The sequence below is a fragment of the Streptomyces sp. Xyl84 genome (assembly GCF_059731885.1).
This window is the reverse complement of sequence record NZ_AP029182.1, coordinates 6623004-6646465: the sequence shown is the minus strand read 5'-3', so window position 1 is coordinate 6646465 and position 23462 is coordinate 6623004. Positions and strand designations below refer to the sequence as shown.

Genomic DNA, 23462 nt, shown 5'->3' with positions numbered 1-23462 from the left:
ACGAAAGGAGGCGTGACCATGACGAAGACCGCATCCCTCCAGCCGAGCAGCCCCGGCGTCGCCGACCCCATGGCCTCGCTCGGGTCGCTGCTGCGCGCCTGGCTGCCGCGGCAGCGCTGGTTCGCCGGCAAGGACCGGCCCGTCACCGATCTGCGGCTGCTGTCGATGACGGAGCTGTTCCCGGGCTGTCTGCATCTGCTGGTCCACGCCGAACACGCCGGGCTCGCCACCGGTCACGGCGGTGTCCCGGCCCCGGCCGGCATCTCGGCGCCGCCGCCGGCCGACTGCTACCAGTTGCTGCTCGGCGTACGGCAGGAGCTGTCCCCGCGGCTGCACCGCGCCTTCATCGGCCGGGCCGCCGAGGGGCCGCTGGCCGGTCACGCGATCTACGACGCCCTGTGCGACCCGCGGTCGGCGCAACTGCTGCTCGAACGGCTGCGCCACCCCGGCAGCGCGGGCCCGCTGCGCTTCGAGGCGGACCCGTCCGCGCTCATCCCCGGCGGCCTGGCGCCCCGGCTGCTGGACGCCGAGCAGTCCAACTCCTCCATCGTGTACGGCGACGAGTTCATCCTGAAGGTGTTCCGCCGCATCCAGCCCGGCGTCAACCCGGACCTGGAGGTGCCGTGGGCGCTGGCCCGGCAGGGCTGCAGCCGGGTCCCCGCCCCGGTGGCCTGGCTGCGCACCACCCGGCCGGAGGAGGCCACGCTCGGCGTGCTCCAGCCGTTCCTGCCCGACGCGGCCGACGGCTGGACCCTGGCCCTGCGGGCGCTGGCCACCGGCGACGACTTCACCGCCCAGGCGCACCAGCTGGGGCAGGCGACGGCGGAGGTGCACCTGGCGCTGGCCGACGCCTTCCCGACCGCCGGGCACCGTGAGGTCGCCCGTACGGCGGTGGCGATGACCGAGCGGCTGGAGGCGGCGGCCCAGGCGGTGCCCGCGCTGCGGCCGTACACCACCCGGCTGCGCACCGCGTTCGCCGCGCTGGCCAGCTGCGACGCCGGACCGGCCGCGCAGCGGGTGCACGGCGACCTGCACCTGGGCCAGGTGCTGCGGGCCGGACGCGAGTGGTTCGTCATCGACTTCGAGGGCGAGCCCTCGCGTCCGCTCGCCGAGCGCCGCATCCCCGAGTCCCCGGTGCGGGACGTGGCGGGCATGCTGCGCTCCTTCGACTACGCCGCCCGCCAGCGCCGCCCCTGGCGGCCGGAGTGGGCGCGCCGCTGCCGGGAGGCGTACTGCGCCGGCTACGCCTCCCGGGCCGGCTGGGACCCCCGTAAGAAACACGCCCTGCTGCGGGCCTACGAGACGGACCGTGCCGTGTACGAAGTGCTGTACGAGGCCCGGCACCGCCCCGACTGGCTCGCCGTACCGATGGCGGCGATCGAACGTCTCGCCGTGAGAGGAGGCTGAACCGGTGGCACTGCGCGACACGTCACTTCCCGAGCCGTCCGGCCCTGTCCCGCCCGCGGCGGGCCGGGCCCAGGCGGCCCCGCCCCTGGACCCCGCCGACCGTGAGCGCCTGCTGCACGGCGCCCACCACGACCCGCACGCGCTGCTCGGCGCGCATCCGGTGCCGGGCGGGGTCGCCTTCCGGGCGCTGCGCCCGTTCGCCCGCGCGGTGAGCGTGGTGACCGACGGCGGGCGCACCCCGCTGGTCAGTGAGGGCGACGGCCTGTTCTCGGCCGTGCTCCCGCTGGACGCGATCCCCGAGTACACCCTCGTGGTCTCCTACGAGCAGGAGGAGTACGAGGTCCACGACCCCTACCGTTTCCTGCCCGCCCTCGGCGAGCTGGACCTGCACCTGATCCGGGAGGGCCGGCACGAGCAGCTGTGGAAGGCGCTCGGTGCGGAGCCCATGACCCACGAGGGCGTGGCGGGCACCCGGTTCACGGTGTGGGCGCCCAACGCCCGCGGGGTGCGGGTCGCCGGTGACTTCACGTACTGGGACGGCACCGCCTTCCCGATGCGCTCGCTGGGCGCGGCGGGGGTGTGGGAGCTGTTCCTGCCCGGCATCGGCGAGGGCGCGCGGTACAAGTTCGAGATCACCTCACAGTACGGCGGCCGGTTCCTGAAGGCCGACCCCATGGCGCGGCGTACCGAGGTGCCGCCGGACACGGCCTCGATCGTGACGGCCGCGCACCACGAGTGGGGCGACGCCGAGTGGATGGCGCACCGCGGGGACACGCCCGTGCACGAGGCGCCGCTGTCGGTGTACGAGGTGCACCTGCCGTCCTGGCGCAAGGGCCTGACCTACCGGGAGCTGGCCGAGGAGCTGCCCGCGTACGTCAAGGACCTGGGCTTCACGCACGTGGAGCTGATGCCGGTCGCCGAGCACCCCTTCGGCGGTTCCTGGGGCTACCAGGTGACCTCGTACTACGCGCCGACCTCGCGGCTGGGCTCACCGGACGACTTCCGGTACTTCGTGGACGCCTGCCACCGGGCCGGGATCGGCGTGATCATGGACTGGGTGCCGGCGCACTTCCCGAAGGACGACTGGGCGCTGGCCCGCTTCGACGGGGACCCGCTGTACGAGCCCGGGAACGCGCAGCGTGCCGAGCACCCCGACTGGGGGACGTACGAGTTCGACTACGCCCGTACCGAGGTGCGCAACTTCCTGGTCGCCAACGCCGTCTACTGGTGCGAGGAGTTCCACATCGACGGGCTGCGCGTGGACGCGGTGGCCTCCATGCTCTACCTGGACTACTCGCGCGACTCCGGGCAGTGGACGCCCAACCAGTACGGCGGCCGGGAGGACCTGGACGCGATGGCGTTCCTCCAGGAGATGAACGCCACCGTGTACCGGCGGGCGCCGGGCGTGGTGACCATCGCCGAGGAGTCCACCGCCTGGGGCGGGGTGACCGCGCCGACCGACTGCGGCGGGCTCGGGTTCGGGCTGAAGTGGAACATGGGCTGGATGCACGACTCGCTCCAGTACATGAGCAAGGAGCCGGTGCACCGCAAGTACCACCACCACGAGATGACCTTCTCGATGGTGTACGCGTACAGCGAGAACTACGTGCTGCCGATCTCGCACGACGAGGTGGTGCACGGCAAGCAGGCCCTGGTGTCGAAGATGCCCGGCGACTGGTGGCAGCGCCGCGCGAACCACCGGGCGTACCTGGGCTTCATGTGGGCCCATCCCGGCAAGCAACTGCTGTTCATGGGGCAGGAGTTCGCGCAGGGCGGTGAGTTCTCCGAGGAGCACGGCCCGGAGTGGTGGCTGCTGGACGAGGGTGCCAACTGCGCGGCGGGCGATCACCGCGGGGTGCGGGACCTGGTGCGGGACCTGAACACGCTGTACCGGGACGTTCCGGCGCTGTGGCAGCGCGACACCCGGCCGGAGGGGTTCCGCTGGGTCGCGGTGGACGCGGCCGACGACAACGTCTTCGCGTTCCTGCGCCACGACGCGGCGGGCGCCCCGCTGCTGGCGGTGTCGAACTTCTCCCCCGTGGTCCGCGAGGGGTACCGCCTGGACGTGCCCGTCGACGTCACCGCCTGGTGCGAGGTCCTGAACACGGACGCGGCGCGCTACGGCGGCGGGGACGTCACCAACCCCGACCCGGTCAAGCCGGAGGACGGGCACGTCCGTCTCACGCTGCCGCCGCTGGCCACCGTCTGGCTGACCCCGTACCCCGCCTGACGGCGCGGGGTCACCGGCCGGCCGCCGGACTCCGCACACCGCACCGGGTGTCCGGCGGCCGCCTCGGGGCAGTCGGGGTCGTACGACCCCGGCGCCCGGCCGGTGTCACGGGACGAAGGGCGGCATGAGGTGCGGACCGTCGGAGTGGAGGAGGAACTCCTCCTGGTGGACCCGGACAGCGGTGAGCCGAAGGCCCTGTCGGCCGCGGTGCTCGCCCGCGCGGAGGCGGCCGACGCGGAACAGGACGTGTTCGAGAAAGAGCTGTACGGGCAGATGCTGGAGTTCGCCACGCATCCGCAGACGGACATGGCCGAACTCGGCGCGGAGATCGTGCGCTGCCGCAAGGAGGCGGCCCGGCACGCCGGGGAGATCGGCTGCGCGGTGGCCGCGCTGGCCACCTCGCCGCTGCCGGTGAGCCCGGCCATCGGCATGAACCACCGCTACCAGTGGCTGGCCGAGCAGTACGGCATCGCGACGCAGGAACAACTGGTCTGCGGCATGCACGTGCACGTGGCCGTCGATTCCGACGAGGAGGGCGTCGCGGTCCTGGACCGCATCCGGCCGTGGCTGCCGGTGCTGGTGGCGATCAGCGCGAACTCGCCGTTCTGGCAGGGCAAGGACACCCGCTACGACAGCTACCGCAGCCGGGTCTGGGACCGCTGGCCGTCGGCGGGTCCCACCGAGCTGTTCGGGTCGGCGGAGCGCTACCACCGGCTGGTGGCGGACATGGTCGCCACCGGGGTGATCCTCGACGAGAAGATGGCGTACTTCGACGCGCGCCTGTCCGAGCGGTACCCGACGGTGGAGATCAGGGTCGCGGACGTGTGCCTGCACGCCGGCACGGCCCGTCTGGTGGCCACGCTGGCGCGCGCCCTGGTGGAGACCGCCGCCCGAGAGTGGCGGGCGGGCGTCGCGCCGGTGGACCACAGCGTGAGCCTGCTGCGGCTGGCGGCCTGGCAGGCCGCCCGGACCGGGCCGGGCGCGGAACTGCTGCACCCGCACACCATGCGGCGGCTGCCCGCGCGGTCGGTGCTGCGGGCGCTGCTCGGCCATGTCTCCGACGCCCTCACCGACACCGGCGATCTCGAACTTGCGCGCGATTCGCTGGACACGCTGCTCACCCGCGGGAACGGTGCGCACACGCAGCGCGAGCTGATGGAGCGCACCGGGAGTCTGCGGGAGGTCGTCACCGAGTGCGTGCGGCTCACCCAGGAGTGACTCAGAAGATCAGGGCGAGGGCGTAGGCCAGGAAGCCGGCGGCGACCAGCAGGACGAGGAGCAGGATGAGGGCCAGCGGGGCCTTCGCCCACCCCCGGGAGGTGGCCTCCGGCTCGCGGGGACCGGCCTCGGGCATGCTGCTCTCGGCGGGCGGGGTCTCCCCCGGTGGCACACCGCCGCCCGGTTCGAGCCCGGACGTCCGGTCCGGGTCGGGGTCTGGATTGACGTGACTCATGTCCTCCGAGTCCCCCCTCCTGCCCACCGGGTACCACCCGATCCGGCCGCCCCGTGCCGCCGCCGTGGCGGACGGACCGGAGGCGGGACCGATGACGCCTTGCGCTGAGACGCGTGCCATGGTCCGGCGACGCGTAGCCTCCCCGCGCACGGGAACTAGACAGGGGACGAACGGAAGGGACAGGACGACGACGCCCTGCGCACGCCGGGCAGGGAAGGCGAGATGGCGACCGATCCGCACGGGGAAGACACACTGGCCACCGAGGGCATTCCGAGCCGCACCGCTCGCTTCGCGGGCGAGCTGCACCATGTGACGGGCGCGCGGCTGGCCGCGGAGGAGTTCCTGGACGACCTCGCGCGCAGCGCGCTGCCGGCGGCCCCCGAGCACTGGGACGACATCCTGCTGGTGGTGACAGAACTCGCCGCGAACGCCGTGCAGTACGCTCCGGGACCGTTCGTGCTGCGCCTGCGCCGGACCTTCGACGGGGTCCACGTGACGCTGAGCGACACCAGCACCACGCCGCCGGCGCCGCGGCCGTTCCATCCGAGCCGGGGCGGCGGCGGGATCGGCTGGCACCTGATCCACACGCTGAGCGACCAGGTCAGCGTCGTCGTCACCGACCACGGCAAGGACGTGCACGTCTTCCTGCCCTGGTGAGCCCGCGGCCACCGCCCCGAGGGGGCGCGCGGGCCCGGTCAGGCGGTGCCCGCCTCCTGGCGCGGCGGCAGCCCGTGGTAGTACTCCCCCACCCGCGTCAGGTAGCCGCGGTCCCGGGTCTCGCTGTCGGTGCGGAAACGCGGCGCCGCCTTGATCTCCGCCCGGGAACAGGAGACCTCGATCCTGCGCTCGGCCGGGTCGATCCGGCGGACCACGCCCGCCGGGACCAGGACACTGCGGCCGAAGACCCAGACACCGGTGTCCACCACCAGGTGCCGCATCCCGAAGGTGTCGGCCTCCCGGTCCACGTGGCCGACGGTGCCGTCGCCTGCGACCACGGTGAAGCCGGTCAGGTCCGCGTCCCCGGTGCGGCCGGCCCGCGGCGGATACGCCCAGATTCCCTCGATGGTCACGCTGCCCCTTCCTCTCTGCGGCCGCACAGCCCGCCGCCGCGGCCCGGCGCCCGCTGCGGCGGGCCACGTCCCCCGTGCCGGTTCCACGGCCGTCCCGGCGGCCCCACGGCCTTGCCGATCACTCCACAGCACCAACTACCCTGCGCCGACGTCCGCATTCGACGGCCGGCCCGCGCGCCCGGCGCGTGTGCCGGGCCGGTTCAGGGGTAGGCGCGCAGGCGCAGTCCGCACTCGTTGGAGGTACTCGTGTCCGTTGCCCAGAACCCGCTGTCCGTCGAGGTCACCCTGATCCGGGAGGACGTGGCCCTGTTCACGGTCGAGGGCTACCTGGACGTCGACACCGCGACCGAACTCCAGGCGCACCTGGCCAACCAGCTCCACCACGGCCGGCGGCACTTCCTGCTGGACCTGACGGGGGTGCCGTTCATGGACTCCTCCGGCATGAACATCATCCTGCGCGTCTACCAGGAGGTCCGCGACCGTCCGGGCAGCGTCCACATCATCGCGCCGGTTCCGGCCGTGCGGCGGATCCTCGACCTCACCGGGGTCAGTCTCACGGTGCCGGTGTCCGACACCACCGAGGAGGCGCTGGCCCGGCTCGACGAACCGGCCGCGCGGCCGGAGTGAGGCCGGGGCACTGCCGTGCCGCCCGGGGCGGCCGGGGCGGCCCTTTCTGGTGCGCGGACGGCCCGGGACGGGCATGGTGGTGATCGACACGTGTGGGCGGCCGTCGTGCCCGGCCGGGCGGAGGAGGACCGGCGGCACGGCGGGAGCGAAGAGGTGCGAAGCAGCGATCCAGGGGCAGGCGCTTGACGTCGAGGCATACCGCCTGGAGCCGCAGAAGGGATGAACACCGTGACACGACCCAGGATCCTGGTGGTCGGCGCAGGTTTCGCCGGCGTGGAGTGCGTCCGCCGTCTGGAACGCACCCTCTCGCCCAGCGAGGCCGACGTCACCCTGGTGACGCCGTTCGCCTACCAGCTGTATCTGCCGCTGCTGCCCCAGGTCGCCTCCGGCGTGCTGACGCCGCAGTCGATCGCCGTCTCGCTGCGCCGCAGCAAGAAGTACCGCACCCGGATCATTCCGGGCGGCGCCATCGGCGTGGACCTGAAGGCCAAGGTCTGCGTCATCCGTACCATCACCGACCGGATCGTCGACGAGCCGTACGACTACATCGTGCTGGCCCCCGGCAGCATCACCCGTACCTTCGACATCCCCGGTCTCACCGACCACGCCTTCGGCATGAAGACGCTCGCCGAGGCCGCCTACGTCCGCGACCACGTCATCACCCAGCTCGACCTGGCCGACGCCAGCGACGACCCGGCCGAGCAGGCCGCGCGGCTCCAGTTCGTGGTCGTCGGCGGCGGCTACGCCGGCACCGAGACCGCGGCCTGCCTGCAGCGCCTGACGCACGCCGCCGTCAAGCGCTACCCGCGGCTCGACCCGGCGCTGATCAAATGGCACCTGATCGACATCGCCCCCAAGCTGATGCCGGAGCTGGGCGACAAGCTGGGCCGCAGCGCCCAGGAGGACCTGCGCCGGCGGGGCATCGAGATCTCGCTGGGCGTCTCGATCGCCAAGGCGGGCCCGGAGGAGGTCACCTTCACCGACGGCCGGGTGGTGCCCACCCACACCCTGATCTGGACGGCGGGCGTGGTGGCGAGCCCGCTCATCGCCACCCTCGGCGCGGACACGGTCAGGGGCCGGCTCGCGGTGACCGCCGAGATGTGCCTGCCCGGCTACGACGGCGTCTTCGCGCTCGGCGACGCCGCCGCCGTGCCGGACCTCGCCAAGGACGACGGCGCGGTCTGCCCGCCGACCGCCCAGCACGCCTCCCGGCAGGGCAAGCGGGTCGCGGCCAACCTCGTCGCCTCGCTGCGCCACCAGCCCATGCAGCCCTACGAGCACAAGGATCTGGGCCTCGTGGTGGACCTGGGCGGCGCGGACGCGGTCGCCAAGCCGCTGGGTGTCGAACTGCACGGGGTGCCCGCCCAGGCGGTGGCCCGCGGCTATCACCTGGGTGCGCTGCGCACCAACGTCGCCAAGGTGAGGGTCGGCACCAACTGGCTGCTCAACGCGGTCGCCGGCGACGACTTCGTCCGCACCGGCTTCCAGGCCCGCAAGCCGGCCAAGCTGAAGGACTTCGAGTACACGGACGCATACATGACCGCACAGCAGGTGCAGGAGCACGTGGAGAAGTCACGCAGCCGGGCGTTGTGACCCGGCCGCCGCGGAGCGGCCCTGCTCGCGCAGCGGCGCCGCCCCGGGCGGAGTGACACCACGCGAGCAGGGTGACGCCACGCGGGCGGCGCACCGCCGCGCCCGGCCGGGCCGCGAGGAGCGGTCCGGCCGCGGCGTGCGATGCTGGAGAAACGGATCATCACGAAGGTCCACGGGGATCGGGAGAGAGTACGGCGGCGTGAGTGCAGCGGAGGGGTCGGTCTGGGCACGGCTGCGGGATCGCGTCGCGGCGTCCGATCCCGGGCTGCTGAGGCTGGCCGCGGGGTCCAGGACGGCCGGATCGATAGCGCTGACCCTGGCCGTGCTGGGCGCGCTGCGCGTCCCGGTGCCGCATCTCGTGGCCGGCGCGATCGCGTCGATGGCGGCCACCTTCGCCATCCGCGAGAAACAGCGCTCCCAGCAGGCCGTGACGCTCGCGCTCGGCCTCCCGGTGGCGCTGGCGTCCGTGTCCCTGGGAGCGCTGCTCAACTCACGCGTGATCGCCGGCGACGTCTTCTTCGTCGCACTGATCTTCTGCGCCGTCTACAGCCGCCGCTTCGGCGACCGCGGCAACGCGCTGGGCCTGATCGGCTTCCAGGTCTACTTCATGTCGCTGTTCGTGGGCGCCACCGCGCACACGCTGCTGTCCCTGTACGTCGTCGTCGCCCTCGCGTTCGCCTCCAGCGCCCTGATGCGGTTCGTGATCGTCTACGAGACCCCGGCGGGCATCCTGCTGCGGCTGCGCGAGGCGTTCCGGGTGCGGCTGGCCCAGTTGGTGTCGGCGCAGCTGGAGCTGCTGGACGCCGGACCCGACGAGGCGGACAAGGCCCTGGAGGCGGTGCGCGAGGGCACCGCCCGGCTGCACGAGACGGCCCTCATGATCCAGGGGCGGCTGGAGCAGGGCACCTCCGACGAGGCCGTGGCCCGGCTGGTGCAGCGGCGCATCGCGGGCGCCGAGATCGCCGCCGAACGACTGGGACTGCTCCTGCTGAACGCCCGCAGCAGCGAACGCACCGACACGCTCACGCTCCACCTGCCCGGCGCCCCCGTCCCCTCGCACGGCAGGCTGCCGGTGCGCGAGGAGGCCACGGACACCCTGCGCCGCGATCTGGGGGCGCTGCGCATGCTGGTGCTGCGGCCCGTCGGCGAGGGCGGCGGGACGGCCATGACGCATGTGCGCAACCGGCTCCTGGGCTACCGCGAGGAGGAGAACCTGCCGGCCGCGTCGGCCGCCGTGCAGGACGTCTTCCGCGGCATCGGCGAGGCCGCCCGCGCGGTACTGGGCCTGCGGACCGCGCTGGGCGCACCGCAGGACGAGTCCGACGACACCCCGGCCACCACCCGCTCGCGGGAGGAGCTGGACGCCGAGGACGCCGCCATCGAGGGCGCCGAGGCGGGCGAGGAGGCCCTGGAGGAGCCCGCCACCGGTCTGCGGCGGCCCACCACACGGGCCGCGGTGCAGGTGGCGCTGGGCTCGTCGCTGGCCATCGTGGGAGGCGAGTTCCTCTCCAGCCAGCGCTGGTACTGGGCGGTGCTGACCTGCTGGATCGTCTTCATCAACACCTCGTCCACGGGCGAGATCCTGGTCAAGGGCTACCGCAGGCTGCTGGGCACCGTGCTCGGCGTGGTGGCCGGTATCGTGCTGGCCGGTCTGGTCGGGCCGCACACCTGGCCGGCGCTGGCCCTGGTGCTGCTCTTCGTCTTCGCGATGTTCTACACCGCGCCGCTGTCGTACACGCTGATGTCGTTCTTCGTCACGGCGGCGCTGGGCCTGCTGTACACGCTGCTGCACACCTACAGCCTGTCGGTGCTGCTGCTGCGCATCGAGGAGACGGCGCTGGGCGCGGCCTGCGGGATCATCGCGGCGGCCGTGGTCCTGCCGGTGCACACCGACCGGCGTACGGACGAGCTGCTCGTCACGGTCCTCGAACGGCTCTACGACGTGACCGGCACCGCCGTGGACCAGCTGAGCGGCGGGCGGCAGGCCGACCTCCTGGACCAGGCGCGCGACCTGGACCAGGCGCTGAGCGATCTGCGGGGGGCCGTCCAGCCGCTGACCCACCCGATCACGCCGCTGCGGGCGCGGCGCAACACCGCCCAGTACCTCCTGGCCCTGCTGGAGACGTGCGCGTACCACGCGCGGTCGCTGGCGGCGACGGCCGAGCTGCTGCCCACGCATCCGTCGATAGCGGCGGATCCACGGCTGCGCCAGGCCTGCCGCCGCATCACGCACAACATCGCGGCGCTCACCGCGCACGTGGCGGGTGAGCAGCAGGCCCCCGAGATCGAGACCGGCCCGAGCATCGCGTCACTCCTGGAGTCGGGCGCCGCTCCCGGCACGCCCCGCTACGGCCGGATCACCGACCGGGTGCTGCGGCACCTCCAGCGCCTGGACGAGGCCGTGGTGGGCCTCGCCCGGCCGCTGGGTGTCAAGGTGCCGACCTCCAAGCGGTGAGGACGGCAGCGGGGGCGCGGGCAGCGGCCGGCGCCGGGTCTCAAAAGTCGGTCGGCAGGTCACTGGCGGCGGCGATGCCGCGCAGTTCCTCGGTCTCCCGGTGCCGGTCGCGGATGTAGTCGGCGATCTCCGTCAGGCGCGCCGGGTCGGCGGCAGTGGTGGCGTCGGTGACGACCCGGACGGGGCCGGTCTCCTCGATGTCCAGGACGACCAGCTCGTTGTCCAGGCGCCCCGTGACCGCGGTGGCGATGACCAGGGCCGCCTCGTCGCGTATCTGCTGCGGCAGCCCCTGTGTCTGCGGCCCGTCCAGCGGGAAGTCCGTGGTGGGCACGCCTTGCTCTCCCTGTTCGTGTATGGCGCGCAGCACCGGGTCGACGACGGTGAGCAGAAGCTCGTAGTCGTCCTCGGGCATCCGGATCCGCAGCAGGTCGAGGTACACCTCCACGGCCCGGTCGTCGGGCGGAAGCTCGTCTTTGTCCATCTCCCCCGTGTTCCCCGGCCGGGCGCTCTCAGACCCGGCCGGCCCTTTCCGGCCGCCGGCCTGCGGGAGAGCGGGCGCGACAGCACGGACCACCCGCCTCACGCCGCACGGCTGCGGGCCGTGCGGCGTGGGGTGGGCGGTCCGTGGGCAGCGGGGACGGAGGCGGCGGGGGCCGGTCGGTCCGGAGGGACGCGACGCGCTCTCCGGCCGGTCCGGAGGTGACGCAACGCGGCCTTCGGGTCCGGCCGGTCAGCGGGGGGCGCCGGGGCGGGGGCCGTGCGTGCGGCGGGCGGTGCGTTCCGCGAGGACCTCGTCCCGGACCCGGGCGCAGCTGCGGCTGATGAGCCGGGAGACGTGCATCTGCGAGATGCCGAGCCGGTCGGCGATGCGGCTCTGGGTCATGTCCTCGAAGAAGCGCATGTAGAGGATGGCGCGTTCGCGTTCGGGAAGCCTGCGCAGCCCCTCCTTGGCCGACTCGCGGTCCACGACGACGTCGTACGAGGAGTCCGCCGCGCCCAGCGTGTCCGCGAGACTGTAGCCGTCGGCGCCGGACGACATCTCCGCGTCCAGGGAGAGGGTGCTGAAGCTGTCCAGGGCCTCCATACCCGTGCTGACCTCTTCCTCCGTCAGTCCGGTGTGGGCGGCGACCGCCGCGATGGAGGGCTCGGGGCTGCCGGGGTTCTGGGTGAGTTCGCGGCGGGCCACGCGCACCTTGTTGCGCAGTTCCTGGACCCGGCGGGGCACGCGCAGCGCCCACATCCGGTCCCGGAAGTGCCGCTTCACCTCGCCGGTGATGGTCGGCACGGCGTAGCTCTCGAAGGCACCCCGGTCCGGGTCGAACCGGTCGATGGCCTTGACCAGGCCCAGTGCCGCCACCTGCCGCAGGTCCTCGATCGACTCGCCGCGGTCGCGGAAGCGGCCCGCGATGCGGTGGGCCATGGGGAGCCAGGCGGTCACGAGTTCGTCGCGGACCGAGTCCCGTTCGGGCCCCTCCGGCAGAGCCGCCAGGCGTCGGAAGAGGGCCTCGGTCTCGGGTGCGTCGTCGTGCTGGCGCCGCGTGGGAGCGGCCTGGTCCTCGGGGGTGCCGGAACGGCTTGTCGATATGTCGATCAGCATGCGGAATCGCTCCTGAACGGTGGTTTCAGGGATGTACCGCGGGAGGCGGGGCACTCGCCCGGGGCGATCCGAAGGGCCTCCGGAGCACCCGTGCCGCTCCCGCTGGCGCGCCTCCGGTCCGAAGCACGAAATTCCGTCTGCCCTGGGGTGGGAGGAACAAACTCCGCTTCACGGATTTCTTTGCAGCGGGCAACGCTCCCGGCGTGCGCGGGCGCTTTCCACGACGGCCGGCGCGTCTTCCGGGCCCCGCGCCTTCAGGTCAGGGGCACCACGGCGCTGATGCACTTCCCGCCGGCGGGAAGGTCGCGGACCTGCACGTCACGTGCCAGCCGGCACACGATCGGCCAGCCGTGCCCGCCGCTGCGGAAGCGGCCCTGCGGGTCCGTCGGGGGCCGGGCCACCGGGAGCCGGTCACTGCGGTCGCTCACGCAGACCCGGACCTCGGGTCCGACGACGTCGACGTGGAAGTCGGTCACGCCGCCGCCGTGCAGGATGGCGTTGGTCGTGAGTTCGGAGGCGACGAGCTGGGCGTCCGAGACGGCGTGCGCGTCGCACGGCGGATGACCGGCGCGGCAGCATGCGGTGATCACGTCCGCCACGGCCTGCCGGGCGTCGGCCGGCCTGCACGCCTCGGACCGGGCCGCGCCGGACGGCGGCTCCATGACCGGGGTGGTCCTGTGCTTCTCGGGCATCTCTCCGCTCCCCTGTTCCTCGCTCCCTGCGTGGTGAGGGTTCTCCGTGCGGAACGGACTCCGCCGGCCTCCCCGTCCGGCTAGCCCTCGCGGGCGGGCCCAAACATCCGGCGGCGGCGGGCGGCCGGTCAGGCGCCCCTGTCACGCCTGGAGGGTGCGTGGCGTGAACATGCGGTTCATCTGGGGATGAAAACGAGTGAAACCGGTCACTCGGACCCTTCTCGACCGAGGAGAACGACCGAAAATGGTTTACTGTTCATGCATACGCGGCGCCGGGGTCGACCCCGCAGCGGTCTCCTGGACGCCGCCGCATACGGCCCTGGCTGGCCTCCCCCGTCCAGCCAGGGCTTCTTCACGTCCTCGTCCGCCGAGGTGCCCCGCGTGCCCGCAGCCGCTGGAATGGGCGTAGGCAGATGCGCGGAACCGAACGCCGGTGAGGAGTCCCGGTCATGACCAAAGCGATAAAACTGCTCACCGCCCTCCCCCACAAACAGCGCGACCGCCTGATGGAAGTCGCGCGGGAGGTGTCCTTCCCGGAGGACACCAGGATCTTCGAGGCGGGAGGCACCGCCGACCGCTTCTGGGTGATCCGCTCCGGCGCCGTCCACCTCGACCAGCAGGTCACACCGACCCGCAGGGTCACCGTGGCGAGCCTGGGCGCGGGGGACCTGCTCGGCTGGTCGTGGCTCTTCCCGCCCTACGAGTGGGACTTCGGCGCCGAGGCGTTCAGCCGGGTCCGCGCCTACGAGTTCGACGGTGCGGCGGTACTGGCCCTGTCCGTGGAGGATCCGCTGCTGGGACTGTCCCTGGTGCGCACCGTCGCGGAGATCCTGGCCAACCGGCTGGAGACGACCCGGAGCAGGCTGCTGGAGCAGTACACGATCCCCCGGCGGAAGATCTAGGGCGTGTCTCGAAAGGCCCGCCTCAGATGCGGTAGCGGCGCAGCGCCGGTACGGCGGCGGCCAGTCCCAGCATCAGGACGACGACGAGCAGCCCGCCGCCGGCCACGGCCGCGCGCGGTCCGAACGCCGAGCCGGCCGTGCCGTGCAGGACGTCGGCCAGGCGGGGTCCGCCCGCCACGACGACCGTGAACACCCCCTGCATCCGGCCGCGCATCTCGTCGGTGGCGGCGGACAGCAGGATCGCGCCGCGGAACACCATGGAGATCATGTCGGCCACTCCGGCGGCGGCCAGGAACGCCACCGCGATCCACAGGTTGCGGCTCAGGCCGGCCCCCGCGACGGCGACGCCCCAGGCGGTGACCGCGCCGATCACCATCCAGCCGTGCCGGCGCGCCCGGGAGAAGGTGCCGGAGAACAGGCCGCCGGCCACCGCGCCGATGGGGACCGCCGCGAACAGCAGTCCCAGCGCGAGACCTTCCCCGTAGGGGGCGAAGGTCTCGGCGGCGAGCTGCGGGAACAGGGCGCGGGGCATCCCGAAGACCATGGCGATGATGTCCGCGAGGAAGGACAGCAGCAGCACCTTGTGCCCCGAGATGTAGCGGAACCCGGCCGCGATCTCGCGCACCCCGGCGCGCCGCCGGTCCGTGCCCGTCAGCGGCGGCAGCGACGGCAGCCGCCACACCGCCCACACCGTCACGCACAGGGCCACGGCGTCGGCGAGGTACAGCTCGGGCAGTCCGACGACGGGTATCAGCGCACCCGCCAGCAGCGGTCCCGCGACCAGCCCGGTCTGCATGACGGTGGAGCCCAGCGCGTTGGCCGCGGGCAGCTCCTCCTCGGGCACCAGGCGGGCGATGGAGGCGTTGCGGGCCGGGGAGTTGAGCCCGAAGAAGGCCTGCTGGAGGGCGAGCAGCACCATGAGGACCGCCACCGAGTCCAGCCGAGTCAGGGCCTGCACCCAGAACAGCAGCGAGGTGACGGCGATGCCGCAGTTGGTCACGAGCAGCAGCTTGCGGCGGTCCACGGTGTCGGCGACGGCGCCGCCCCACAGCGCGAAGACGACCATCGGCACCAGACCCGCGAGGCTCGCGTAGCCGACCCACGCCGAGGAGCCGGTGATGTCGTAGATCTGCTTGGGCACGGCGACGGCGGTGAGCTGGCTGCCGACCGCGGTGACGATGGTGGAGGACCACAGCCTGCGGTAGGCGGGGCGGCGCAGCGGACGGGTGTCCATCGCCCAGCGGCGCCAGCCCCGCCGGGCCTCCCCGGTGTCCGGGCCGCCGCCGGCCTGGGCCGGGCTGCTGCTGTCGGTGGTCTCGCTGGTGTCCACGGGCTTCCTGGTTGCTCGTTACATCTTTCTGTTCGGACCAACTATCGCAGCACCGGCCGCACCTCTCGCACACGCGTTCCGGGCGACGGAGGCGACGGACGGTTCCGGCCGGCGCCGGCCCGGTGCCGGGCCGCCTCGGCTGTGTGCGGATTGTGCGAAGGTCCGCCGCCTGGCCGCCCGCGCTGTTTCAGCGCGCGGCGGCGGGTGACCCGACGGCGAGCACGAAGTTGACGAGGCACGGACGACTTTCGATCGCAGGTGACATTTCATGGAGAACTGGCGCGAACACGCCGCGTGCCGCCACGAGGATCCGGATCTCTTCTTCCCGATCGGGACCACCGGTCCGGCGCTGGTGCAGACAGAGCAGGCCAAGGCGGTGTGCCGGCGCTGCCCCGTCCGGGACGAGTGCCTGGAGTGGGCGCTGGACACGGCCCAGACCCTCGGAGTGTGGGGCGGGACCAGCGAGAACGAGCGGCGCGCGCTCAGGCGGCGCCGCGCCACGGCCCGCCACCGTTCCGGATGACCGGTCCGAGACCCGGAGCGGGACCTGAACCGGGACCCGAACCGGTCTCGGTCCGGGTTTCCGGATCCCGACCGGCGCCAGTCCGGTTCTCGGACCCCTGACCGGTCTCGGTCGGGGTTCCGGAATCCGGGCCGGCGCCGGTCCCGGTCCGGCGTCGGACACGTCGGACCACCGCGCCCCAGGGTCACGGCCTGCGCAAGACGGCCTGTTCGGCAGGGATTTCACCCGCCCGAGCGGCGGAGCGTGCCCCAGCGGGCCTCCTGCCGGGAGACCTCCGCCCGGGCGGCGTCGATGACCTCGGCGTCGATCCAGCACAGCGGCCGCACGTCGACGACCAGCGGCTCGTTGTCCGGGCCACGGCCCGTCTCCCGGCCCGTGAGGACCCAGGGGCGGACACCGGGGCCCTTGTCGTGCGGCAGGTGCGCATAGTCGTACAGGCGGCGGGCCACCCACAGCTCGACGGACCGGTCCTGCCACCAGTCCTCCACGTCGAGCGGGTTGGCCGACAGGCCGGGCATGCGGACGCCGGTCAGCTCGTCGACGCTGGAGGTGGCCCCCAGATCGGTGGCCGGGCCCCGGGACCAGCGGACGTACAGGCCGGTGTGCCGCTCGACGAGGGCGGCGAGGCCGGTCAGCGAATGCACGGCGGGCAGGTCGTCCGGTGCGCTCATGGTCGTGGTCTCCCTCCTGCCCCGCCTCGGTGAGCACTGCCGCCTCACCCCGGCGAACGCTTCCGTCCCACCCCGGCGGGCGTTTTCGTCCCGCCCCGGCGGGCGCTTCCCTCTCACCCGGTGTGCCGTGCCGCCTCTCAGCAGGCTCCGGTTCGCCTCGCAGGCCCTCCGGCCTCGCGTCCGTAGGCGGGGGTACCCGAGATCAGCCCACGGAATCGGCCGGCTCGTCGCCGGGTGCGCCGGCCGCGGCCGCGGGCAGGCGGAGCGTGAAGACGCTGCCGACGCCGAGTTCGCCGGCCGCGGTGGCGGTGCCGCCGTGGGCCTCGACCAGCTGGCGGACGATGGCGAGGCCCAGCCCGCTGCCGCCGGTGCGGCGGCTGCGCGACTTCTCCGCCCGCCAGAACCGGTCGAAGACGTGCGGCAGGTCCTCGGGCCCGATGCCCGTGCCGGTGTCGGTGACGGTGAGCACGACCTCGTCGCCCTCCGGGCGGGCGGCCAGGGTGACGGTGCCGCCCGACGGCGTGTGGCGCAGCGCGTTGGACACCAGGTTGCCCAGCACCTGCCGCATGCGCACCGGATCGGCGTCCAGGCCGAATCCGTCCCCGCACACGGTGCGCAGGGCGACGCCGGCGGTGCGGGCGGCGACCTGGTGGGCCGCGGCCACCTGGTCGAGCAGGTCGCCCGCGCCGAGCGGCTCCCGGTGCAGGCGCAGGGTGCCGGCGTCGGCGGCGGCGAGGTCCTGGAGGTCGTCGATGACGCGCTGGAGCACCAGCGCCTCGTCGTGCAGCGAGGCGAGCAGGGCGGGGTCGGGGTCGACGAGGCCGTCGCGGGCCACCTCCAGCCAGCCGCGGATGTTGGTGAGCGGGCTGCGCAGTTCGTGGGCGATGTCGCTGACCATCGCCTTGCGCTGCGCCTCCAGACGCTCGCGGCGTTCGGTCAGCTCGTTGAAGGTCCGGGCGAGCAGGCCGGTCTCGTCGCGGGTGGTGACCGGGACCCTCACGTGCTGGTCCGGCGGCTGCCGGGCGGCCTCGGTCAGGGCACGCAGGGGCCGTACCAGCCTGCTCGCGACCACCGCGGTGACGGCGACGGTGACGGCCAGCACGAGACCGGCGGCTCCGACGACCTTGGCCTTGTTGCCGGAGGACATGACGAAGCGGGGTGCCGTCCGGACGCCGCCGCCGAGGAAGAGCTGGGCGGCGGGGGCGACGTAGGGGTCGAGCTGTTCGCGGTAGGCGTCGTCGGCGCACCGCTGCTCCTTGCGCACCTGCTCGTCGCCGCCCTTGGCGACCTTGCTGAACAGGTAGTGGCTGCCGGGGCCCGGGAGCACGGGCCCGTAGGCCAGGAACCGGCCGAGGTTCGGATCGAGGCCGGCGCGTACGAGACAGCCCTCGACCCGCCGCCGCAGCTCGTCCCAGGCCTTCTGCTCGGTGGGGGTGGGACTGTTGAGGGCGCCGTCGGCGCACGCGACGGGCACGTCGGTGTCCACCCTGCCGTCGGCGTCGACGAGGTAGGGGCGTCCGCTCGGGGTGTGCCGGATCGTGGTGGGCGCGCCGTTGTTCTCGAAGCAGCGCCGCCGTTTCTCGGCGATCCGGTCGATCGTCGCGCGTTCGCCGGCCGGCAGCAGATAGGGTCCGACCGCGCGCGGGTCGACGCCGCTGAGCTGGGCGCCGCGCTGGGTGTAGGTGTCGGTGTGCAGGGGGTCGACGGTGGCGGCGGGGCTCGGCGGCAGCGGGCTGCCGTGCGGTGCGGAGTCGGCGAGGGGGGTGCGGTCGCCGGTGGCCAGGGCGATCCGGCGGCCGGTTCGCGCGGCCAGTTCGCGGACCGTGGGCCCGACGCCCTTCCAATCGGGGTGGGTGGCGGCGTAGCCGCTGAGCCGGGCGAGGATGGCCACGTCGTCGGCGAGGTCCTGGCCCTGTTCCTGGCGCAGGGCGCTGGTGGTGGTCTGCACGGCCAGCCAGGCCGTCGCGGCCACGGAGCAGCCGGCGATGAGGACGGAGGCGATCAGCAGGCGCACCAGCAGCCGCTTGCGCAGCGGTATGCCGCCCTGCGCGCCGGCGTCCCCGCTCACAGGCTGTCGTCGCCCGGTTCGTGGCCGCCGTTCAGTTTGTAGCCGACACCGAAGACGGTCAGCAGCCGGGCCGGTCTGCGCGGGTCGGCCTCCAGCTTCTTGCGCAGGTTCATGATGTGCACGTCGACGGCCCGTTCGGTCGAGGCCCGCTCCAGGCCGCGCGTGCAGCGCAGCAACTGCCGCCGGGTGAAGACCCGTTCGGGTTCGGCGGCCATGGCGAGCAGGATCTCGAACTCGGCCGGGGTGCACTCCACCGGCCGTCCCTCGCAGCGCACCTCGTGCCGCACCGGGTCGACGGCGAGCCCCGCGGCACGCACGACGGGGTCCTCGCGCCGTTCACCGGCCCGGCCGCTGCGGCGCAGTACGGTCCGGACGCGGGCCATCAGTTCGCGCGGGCTGTAGGGCTTGGTCATGTAGTCGTCCGCGCCCAGTTCCAGGCCGAGCAGGATGTCGTCCTCGGTGGAGCGGGCGGTGAGCATCAGCACCGGGACGTCGCCGTCGCGGCGCAGCGCCCGGCACACCCCGAAGCCGTCGATCCCAGGGAGCATCAGGTCCAGGACGACCAGGTCGGGCCGGTGCAGCCGGGCCGCGTCCAGGGCGGCCCGGCCGTCGTGGACCACGGTCGCGGTGTGCCCCTCCCCCACCAGGGAGCGGCGTATGAGTTCGGCCTGCATCTCGTCGTCCTCGGCGACCAGCACATGTGCGCACACCTGGCGGATCCTAAGCGGTCGGCGGGCCGGGGACGGCACGGCGTCGATGGGTGATCATGCGTCGACCTTGGCCGACGCATGTGAGGAACTCGTCAGGGCCGGGGCGTGGCCGGCTTTCCGCGGGTGTCCAGCCAGGTGCGGAAGAGTCCGTCCAGGTCCTTGCCGGAGAGGCGTTCGGCGAGTGCGGTGAACTGTGCGGTGGTGCCGTGTCCGGCGCGGTGGTACGCGGCCCAGGTGCGCAGGATCCGGAGGAACGCGGGGTCGCCGACGGCCCTGCGCAGCTGGTGCAGGGTCATGGCGCCGCGGGCGTAGACGGGGGTGGCGAAGATGTTCTCGCCGCTGCCCGGGTCGCCGGGCGGGAAGGCCCACAGCCGGTCGCTCGCCGGCCTGGCGTACAGCGCGTCGAACTCCTGCTGGGCGCTCGGGCCGCCGTGCTGCTCGGTGTAGAGCCATTCGGCGTAGGTGGCGAAGCCCTCGTTGAGCCAGATGTCCTGCCAGCGGGTGAGGGAGACGGAGTCGCCGAACCACTGGTGGGCGCTCTCGTGGACGAGGGTGCCGAGGTCGGGTGCGGAGTCGTACAGGGGTCTGGTCTGGGTCTCCAGCGCGTAGCCGACGTCCGGCGCGTGGTCGACGATCGCTCCGGCGGCCCGGAACGGGTAGGGCCCGAAGAGCCGGCTCTCCCATTCCAGGACCGACGGCAGGTGCTTCACTACGGGTGCGGCGGCGGCCGCCTCGCGCGGGTCGACGGCGTTGTAGACCTGGATGCCGTCGCGGGTGGTGTACCGCTCGATGCGGAACCTGCCGACGGTGGCGGTGGCCAGGTAGGCGGCCATGGGCTCCGACTGGCGCCAGCGGTAGGTGGTGCGGGCGTGGGCGGTGCGGCTGCCGAGGTAGACGCCGTTGGCCACGGCGGTGCGGCCCTGGGGGACGGTGATGGTGAAGTCGTACGTCGCCTTGTCCAGGGGGTGGTTGTTCGCCGGGAACCAGGTCATGGCGCCCTGCGGTTCCCCGGCGACGAAGGCGCCGTCGTCGGTGGGGATCCAGCCGTCCGGTGAGCCGTCGGGGTCGATGACCGGCTCCGGGGTGCCGCTGTAGGTGACGGTGACCTGGAAGCGGTGGCCCGGGCGCAGGGCGGTGCGCGGGGTGACGACGAGTTCCTGGCCGTCGCGCCGGTGGCCCGCCCTGGCGTGGTCGACGGTGACGCCGGTGACCTTCAGGCCCTTGAGGTCGAGGTCGAAGCGGGTGAGCGGCTGGGTGGCCCGGGCGGTGAGGACGGCGGTGCCGTCGAGCCGGCGGCTGCCGGGGTCGTAACGCAGCGTCAGGTCGTAGTGGGAGACGTCGTAGCCGCCGTTGCCGGCGAGCGGGAAGTACGGGTCGCCCGCGCCGGGGGCACCGGCCGTCGCGGATGCGGCGGGCGCGGTGGGGGTGCCGACGGGTCCCGCGGCAGCGGGTCCGCCGGCGGCCAGCAGCGCCGCTACCGCGACGGGGACGGCGGCGGTCACGGCGCGTGGGGCGGGGCGGTGCTTGCCGGTTGGCGTCACGGTGTCTCCTCGCGAGGGGGCTGGGGCGGCGCGTGATCAAGCGCCCCCAGAGTAGAACCCTCCTGACGCGTCGCGGCAGTGCTGTGCGGCGGCCCGCCCGCCGCCCTGGGGAACGGGCGGCCCACGGCGCCCGGTCAGGCGGGCCGCCGGGCCGCGGCCTCGGCCGGGCGACCGGCCGGACCGGTCCCGGTTCGGCCGATCCGGCGGACCGGCCCCCGTCCAGACGATCCGCCGGACCGCCCCCCGTTCAGACGACCTGTCCGGCCGCGGCACGGCCGGCCGCGCGGCCCGAGAAGAGGCAGCCGCCGAGGAAGGTGCCCTCCAGCGCGTTGTAGCCGTGGACGCCGCCCCCGCCGAACCCGGCGACCTCGCCCGCCGCGTACAGGCCCTCGACGGGCTGCCCGTCGGGGCCGAGCGCGCGGGAGTCGAGGTCGGTCTGGATGCCGCCGAGGGTCTTGCGGGTGAGGATGTGCAGCTTGACGCCGATCAGCGGCCCGGCCGCGGGGTCGAGGATGCGGTGCGGGACGGCGACCCGGCCGAGGCGGTCACCGATGTAGCGGCGGGCGTTGCGGATGCCCTGGACCTGGGCATCCTTGCTGTACGGATTGGCCATCTGGAGGTCGCGGGCGGTGATCTGGCGGCGCACCTCGGCGGGGTCGAGCAGCGGCCGGTCGGTGAGCCGGTTCATCTTGCCCACGAGTTCTTCGACGGTGTCGGCGACGACGAAGTCCGCGCCGTGCCGCACGAAGTCCCGCACGGGCCCCGGCGCCCCCTTGCCGAGCAGCCGGTCGCGCAGCACGGCCTTGCGGTCCTTGGCGGTGATGTCGGGGTTCTGCTCGGAGCCCGAGAGCGCGAACTCCTTCTCGATGATCCTGCGGGTCAGCACGAACCAGGAGTGGTCGTGGGCGGCGATGTCCTCGGTGGTGCGCAGGTGCCGCAGGGTGCTCAGGGTGTCGTAGCCGGGCAGGCAGGGGTCGGGCAGCCGGCGGCCGAGCGCGTCGAGCCAGACCGAGGACGGTCCGGGCAGGATGCGGATGCCGTGGCCGGGCCAGACGGGGTTCCAGTTGCGCACCCCCTCGGTGTAGTGCCACATGCGGTCGCGGTTGACCAGGCGTACGCCGGCCGCGGCACTGATGTCGAGCATCCGGCCGTCGACGTAGGCGGGGACGCCCGTGACCATGCGGGCCGGCGGGGTGCCGAGCCGTTCGGGCCAGTACCGGCGGACGATGTCGTGGTCGGCGCCGATGCCGCCGCTGCTGACGATCACGGCCTGGGCGGTGAGTTCGAACGGGCCCGTCTCCTCGCGGTTGGAGGCGACGCCGCGGGGCGAGTCGTCCGGGGCGAGGACCGTGCCCCGTACGCCGCGCGCCGCGCCGCCCTCGACGACGAGTTCGTCCACCCGGTGCCGGTGGTGGAAGGTGAGCAGTCCTTTCCCGGCCGCCTCGATCGCGTACCGGACGAAGGGCTCGACGACTCCCGTGCCGGTGCCCCAGGCGATGTGGAAGCGGGGTACGGAGTTGCCGTGGCCGTCGGCCCTGAGATCGCCGCGCTCGGCCCAGCCGACGGTGGGCAGCAGCGTGATGCCGTGTCCTTCCAGCCAGGACCGCTTCTCCCCGGCCGCGAACTCGACGTAGGCGCGGGCCCAGCGCATCGCCCAGGCGTCCTCGTCGTCCGCCCGGTCGAACTGTGCGCTGCCCTGCCAGTCGTTCCAGGCGAGTTCGAAGGAGTCCTTGACGCCCAGGCGCCGCTGCTGGGGCGAGTCGACGAGGAACAGGCCGCCGAACGACCAGTACGCCTGGCCGCCGAGATCGGCGGCGTTCTCCTGGTCGACGAGGGCGACCCGGCGGCCCCGGCTGGTCAGTTCGTGCGCGGCGACCAGGCCGGCCAGGCCCGCTCCGACGACGATGACGTCCGCGTCCATGGTGTCCCGTTCCCTTCTCAGTGGGTGCGTACGGCGGTGCCGCTGCCGTCGGTGAGCAGTGCGGTGAGCAGTTGCCGCAGCCAGGCGCGGGCGGCGTCGGCGTCCTTGTCCAGCAGCAGTTGCACGGTGACCCCGTCGTAGGCGGCGACGACCGCGTGGGCGGCGCCGTCCGCGCCGCCGAGGACGGCGGGCAGCGGGGTGCGGGTGTGGGCGCGGGCCAGCCGTTCGGCGATCGCCCCGCGCAGCCGCGCCCGGTGCTCGCGCAGGGTGTCCGCCACGGCGGGGTCGCGGGCCGCGTGCACCAGGAAGTCCGTCTTCACGAGCAGCCAGTCGAGGTCGAGCAGGAGGACGTCGGTGACCCGGTCCACGGCGGCGGCCACGTCGAGGTCCGGTCCGTCGAGGGCGAGCGCCCCGGAGACCTGGCGGGCGATCAGTTCGGCGCGCTCGCGGTAGAGGGCGAAGAACAGCTCGTCCAGGGTGGTGAAGTTGGAGTAGAAGGCGCCGCGGCTGTACCCGGCGGCCTCGCAGACCTCCTCGATCGACACGCGTCCGAAACCCTTGGCGGCGAAGACCTCGAACGCGGCCCGGAGGAGGTTGGCGCGGGTCCGCGCCCGGCGTTTCGTGGCGGCCGGCCGCGCCACCGGCACCGGCTGCCTCGATTGCTGTGTCATG

General features: G+C 73.5%; 21 protein-coding genes. 9 read left to right on the top strand and 12 right to left on the bottom strand.

Features of this window, described 5'->3' with window-relative positions; all coding sequences use genetic code 11:
* Positions 1-18 precede the first annotated feature (18 nt).
* The 3 genes from AC6I72_RS28975 to AC6I72_RS28965 all read left to right on the top strand — a co-directional run bounded on the left by AC6I72_RS28975 (position 19) and on the right by AC6I72_RS28965 (position 4855).
* Positions 19-1407 (top strand): maltokinase N-terminal cap-like domain-containing protein, encoded by a 1389-nt coding sequence (locus tag AC6I72_RS28975; RefSeq protein WP_498004081.1) that lies wholly within the window; start codon positions 19-21, stop codon positions 1405-1407.
* A 4-nt stretch (positions 1408-1411) separates the two neighbouring features.
* Positions 1412-3637 (top strand): 1,4-alpha-glucan branching enzyme, encoded by a 2226-nt coding sequence (glgB, locus tag AC6I72_RS28970; RefSeq protein ID WP_498004080.1) that lies wholly within the window; start codon positions 1412-1414, stop codon positions 3635-3637.
* A gap of 129 nt (positions 3638-3766) precedes the next feature.
* Complete coding sequence (locus AC6I72_RS28965; RefSeq protein ID WP_498004079.1) at positions 3767-4855, top strand: glutamate--cysteine ligase 2; 1089 nt, start codon at positions 3767-3769, stop codon at positions 4853-4855.
* 1 nt (position 4856) lies between these two features.
* Here AC6I72_RS28965 and AC6I72_RS28960 read toward each other — a convergent pair whose 3' ends face one another.
* Positions 4857-5090 (bottom strand): DUF6480 family protein, encoded by a 234-nt coding sequence (locus tag AC6I72_RS28960; protein ID WP_498004078.1) that lies wholly within the window; start codon positions 5088-5090, stop codon positions 4857-4859.
* Between the two features lie 222 nt (positions 5091-5312).
* Between AC6I72_RS28960 and AC6I72_RS28955 the strand changes: the two genes are divergently transcribed.
* A complete protein-coding gene (locus tag AC6I72_RS28955; protein ID WP_498004077.1) occupies positions 5313-5747 on the top strand; it encodes an ATP-binding protein in 435 nt (144 codons plus the stop codon).
* Between the two features lie 38 nt (positions 5748-5785).
* Here AC6I72_RS28955 and AC6I72_RS28950 read toward each other — a convergent pair whose 3' ends face one another.
* Positions 5786-6160, bottom strand: coding sequence for a PRC-barrel domain-containing protein (locus AC6I72_RS28950; RefSeq protein ID WP_498004075.1), 375 nt, complete (start codon positions 6158-6160; stop codon positions 5786-5788).
* A gap of 246 nt (positions 6161-6406) precedes the next feature.
* On the opposite strand from AC6I72_RS28950, the gene AC6I72_RS28945 reads away from it, so the two are divergent.
* From AC6I72_RS28945 to AC6I72_RS28935, 3 genes are all read left to right on the top strand, one after another.
* Entirely contained in the window at positions 6407-6787 is a 381-nt protein-coding gene (locus tag AC6I72_RS28945) for an STAS domain-containing protein (RefSeq protein WP_498004074.1), read from the top strand.
* Between the two features lie 219 nt (positions 6788-7006).
* A complete protein-coding gene (locus AC6I72_RS28940) occupies positions 7007-8380 on the top strand; it encodes an NAD(P)/FAD-dependent oxidoreductase (protein ID WP_498004073.1) in 1374 nt (457 codons plus the stop codon).
* 232 nt (positions 8381-8612) lie between these two features.
* Positions 8613-10835 (top strand): FUSC family protein, encoded by a 2223-nt coding sequence (locus AC6I72_RS28935; protein ID WP_498004848.1) that lies wholly within the window; start codon positions 8613-8615, stop codon positions 10833-10835.
* 40 nt (positions 10836-10875) lie between these two features.
* On the opposite strand, the gene AC6I72_RS28930 is transcribed toward AC6I72_RS28935, so the two are convergent.
* From AC6I72_RS28930 to AC6I72_RS28920, 3 genes are all read right to left on the bottom strand, one after another.
* A complete protein-coding gene (locus tag AC6I72_RS28930; protein WP_037853856.1) occupies positions 10876-11316 on the bottom strand; it encodes a hypothetical protein in 441 nt (146 codons plus the stop codon).
* Between the two features lie 249 nt (positions 11317-11565).
* Positions 11566-12432, bottom strand: coding sequence for a SigB/SigF/SigG family RNA polymerase sigma factor (locus AC6I72_RS28925; protein ID WP_498004072.1), 867 nt, complete (start codon positions 12430-12432; stop codon positions 11566-11568).
* A 254-nt stretch (positions 12433-12686) separates the two neighbouring features.
* A complete protein-coding gene (locus AC6I72_RS28920) occupies positions 12687-13124 on the bottom strand; it encodes an ATP-binding protein (RefSeq protein WP_498004071.1) in 438 nt (145 codons plus the stop codon).
* Positions 13125-13573: 449 nt separating this feature from the next.
* Between AC6I72_RS28920 and AC6I72_RS28915 the strand changes: the two genes are divergently transcribed.
* Positions 13574-14026: a cyclic nucleotide-binding domain-containing protein gene (locus AC6I72_RS28915; RefSeq protein ID WP_498004070.1), complete on the top strand. Its 453-nt coding sequence runs from the start codon at positions 13574-13576 to the stop codon at positions 14024-14026.
* Between the two features lie 22 nt (positions 14027-14048).
* Here AC6I72_RS28915 and AC6I72_RS28910 read toward each other — a convergent pair whose 3' ends face one another.
* Positions 14049-15356 (bottom strand): MFS transporter, encoded by a 1308-nt coding sequence (locus AC6I72_RS28910; RefSeq protein ID WP_498004069.1) that lies wholly within the window; start codon positions 15354-15356, stop codon positions 14049-14051.
* Between the two features lie 268 nt (positions 15357-15624).
* Between AC6I72_RS28910 and AC6I72_RS28905 the strand changes: the two genes are divergently transcribed.
* Positions 15625-15879: a WhiB family transcriptional regulator gene (locus tag AC6I72_RS28905; RefSeq protein ID WP_498004068.1), complete on the top strand. Its 255-nt coding sequence runs from the start codon at positions 15625-15627 to the stop codon at positions 15877-15879.
* 221 nt (positions 15880-16100) lie between these two features.
* Here the strand turns inward: AC6I72_RS28905 and AC6I72_RS28900 are convergent, their stop codons facing one another.
* The 6 genes from AC6I72_RS28900 to AC6I72_RS28875 all read right to left on the bottom strand — a co-directional run bounded on the left by AC6I72_RS28900 (position 16101) and on the right by AC6I72_RS28875 (position 23461).
* Positions 16101-16550 carry a DUF6098 family protein gene (locus AC6I72_RS28900; RefSeq protein WP_498004067.1) on the bottom strand — a complete coding sequence of 150 codons (450 nt, stop codon included), beginning with the start codon at positions 16548-16550 and terminating at the stop codon, positions 16101-16103.
* Positions 16551-16752: 202 nt separating this feature from the next.
* Positions 16753-18618, bottom strand: coding sequence for a sensor histidine kinase (locus AC6I72_RS28895; protein WP_498004066.1), 1866 nt, complete (start codon positions 18616-18618; stop codon positions 16753-16755).
* Positions 18615-19328, bottom strand: coding sequence for a response regulator transcription factor (locus AC6I72_RS28890; protein ID WP_498004065.1), 714 nt, complete (start codon positions 19326-19328; stop codon positions 18615-18617). Before AC6I72_RS28890 ends, AC6I72_RS28895 begins: the two co-directional genes overlap by 4 nt.
* 92 nt (positions 19329-19420) lie before the next feature.
* On the bottom strand, positions 19421-20830 hold the full coding sequence (locus AC6I72_RS28885; protein ID WP_498004847.1) for a M1 family metallopeptidase: 1410 nt from the start codon (positions 20828-20830) through the stop codon (positions 19421-19423).
* Positions 20831-21116: 286 nt separating this feature from the next.
* Positions 21117-22790, bottom strand: coding sequence for an FAD-binding dehydrogenase (locus AC6I72_RS28880; RefSeq protein ID WP_498004064.1), 1674 nt, complete (start codon positions 22788-22790; stop codon positions 21117-21119).
* Positions 22791-22807: 17 nt separating this feature from the next.
* On the bottom strand, positions 22808-23461 hold the full coding sequence (locus tag AC6I72_RS28875; RefSeq protein ID WP_498004063.1) for a TetR/AcrR family transcriptional regulator: 654 nt from the start codon (positions 23459-23461) through the stop codon (positions 22808-22810).
* Position 23462: the final 1 nt, after the last annotated feature.

What these genes read in the sequence shown, in the direction of transcription:
- AC6I72_RS28975 (WP_498004081.1), top strand. Translation starts at nt 19, where the DNA reads ATGACGAAGACCGCATCCCTCCAGCCGAGCAGCCCCGGCGTCGCCGAC.
- AC6I72_RS28960 (WP_498004078.1), bottom strand. Translation starts at nt 5,090, where the DNA reads ATGAGTCACGTCAATCCAGACCCCGACCCGGACCGGACGTCCGGGCTC.
- AC6I72_RS28955 (WP_498004077.1), top strand. Translation starts at nt 5,313, where the DNA reads ATGGCGACCGATCCGCACGGGGAAGACACACTGGCCACCGAGGGCATT.
- AC6I72_RS28940 (WP_498004073.1), top strand. Translation starts at nt 7,007, where the DNA reads ATGAACACCGTGACACGACCCAGGATCCTGGTGGTCGGCGCAGGTTTC.
- AC6I72_RS28930 (WP_037853856.1), bottom strand. Translation starts at nt 11,316, where the DNA reads ATGGACAAAGACGAGCTTCCGCCCGACGACCGGGCCGTGGAGGTGTAC.
- AC6I72_RS28925 (WP_498004072.1), bottom strand. Translation starts at nt 12,432, where the DNA reads ATGCTGATCGACATATCGACAAGCCGTTCCGGCACCCCCGAGGACCAG.
- AC6I72_RS28920 (WP_498004071.1), bottom strand. Translation starts at nt 13,124, where the DNA reads ATGCCCGAGAAGCACAGGACCACCCCGGTCATGGAGCCGCCGTCCGGC.
- AC6I72_RS28915 (WP_498004070.1), top strand. Translation starts at nt 13,574, where the DNA reads ATGACCAAAGCGATAAAACTGCTCACCGCCCTCCCCCACAAACAGCGC.
- AC6I72_RS28905 (WP_498004068.1), top strand. Translation starts at nt 15,625, where the DNA reads ATGGAGAACTGGCGCGAACACGCCGCGTGCCGCCACGAGGATCCGGAT.
- AC6I72_RS28900 (WP_498004067.1), bottom strand. Translation starts at nt 16,550, where the DNA reads ATGAGCGCACCGGACGACCTGCCCGCCGTGCATTCGCTGACCGGCCTC.
- AC6I72_RS28880 (WP_498004064.1), bottom strand. Translation starts at nt 22,790, where the DNA reads ATGGACGCGGACGTCATCGTCGTCGGAGCGGGCCTGGCCGGCCTGGTC.
- AC6I72_RS28875 (WP_498004063.1), bottom strand. Translation starts at nt 23,461, where the DNA reads ATGACACAGCAATCGAGGCAGCCGGTGCCGGTGGCGCGGCCGGCCGCC.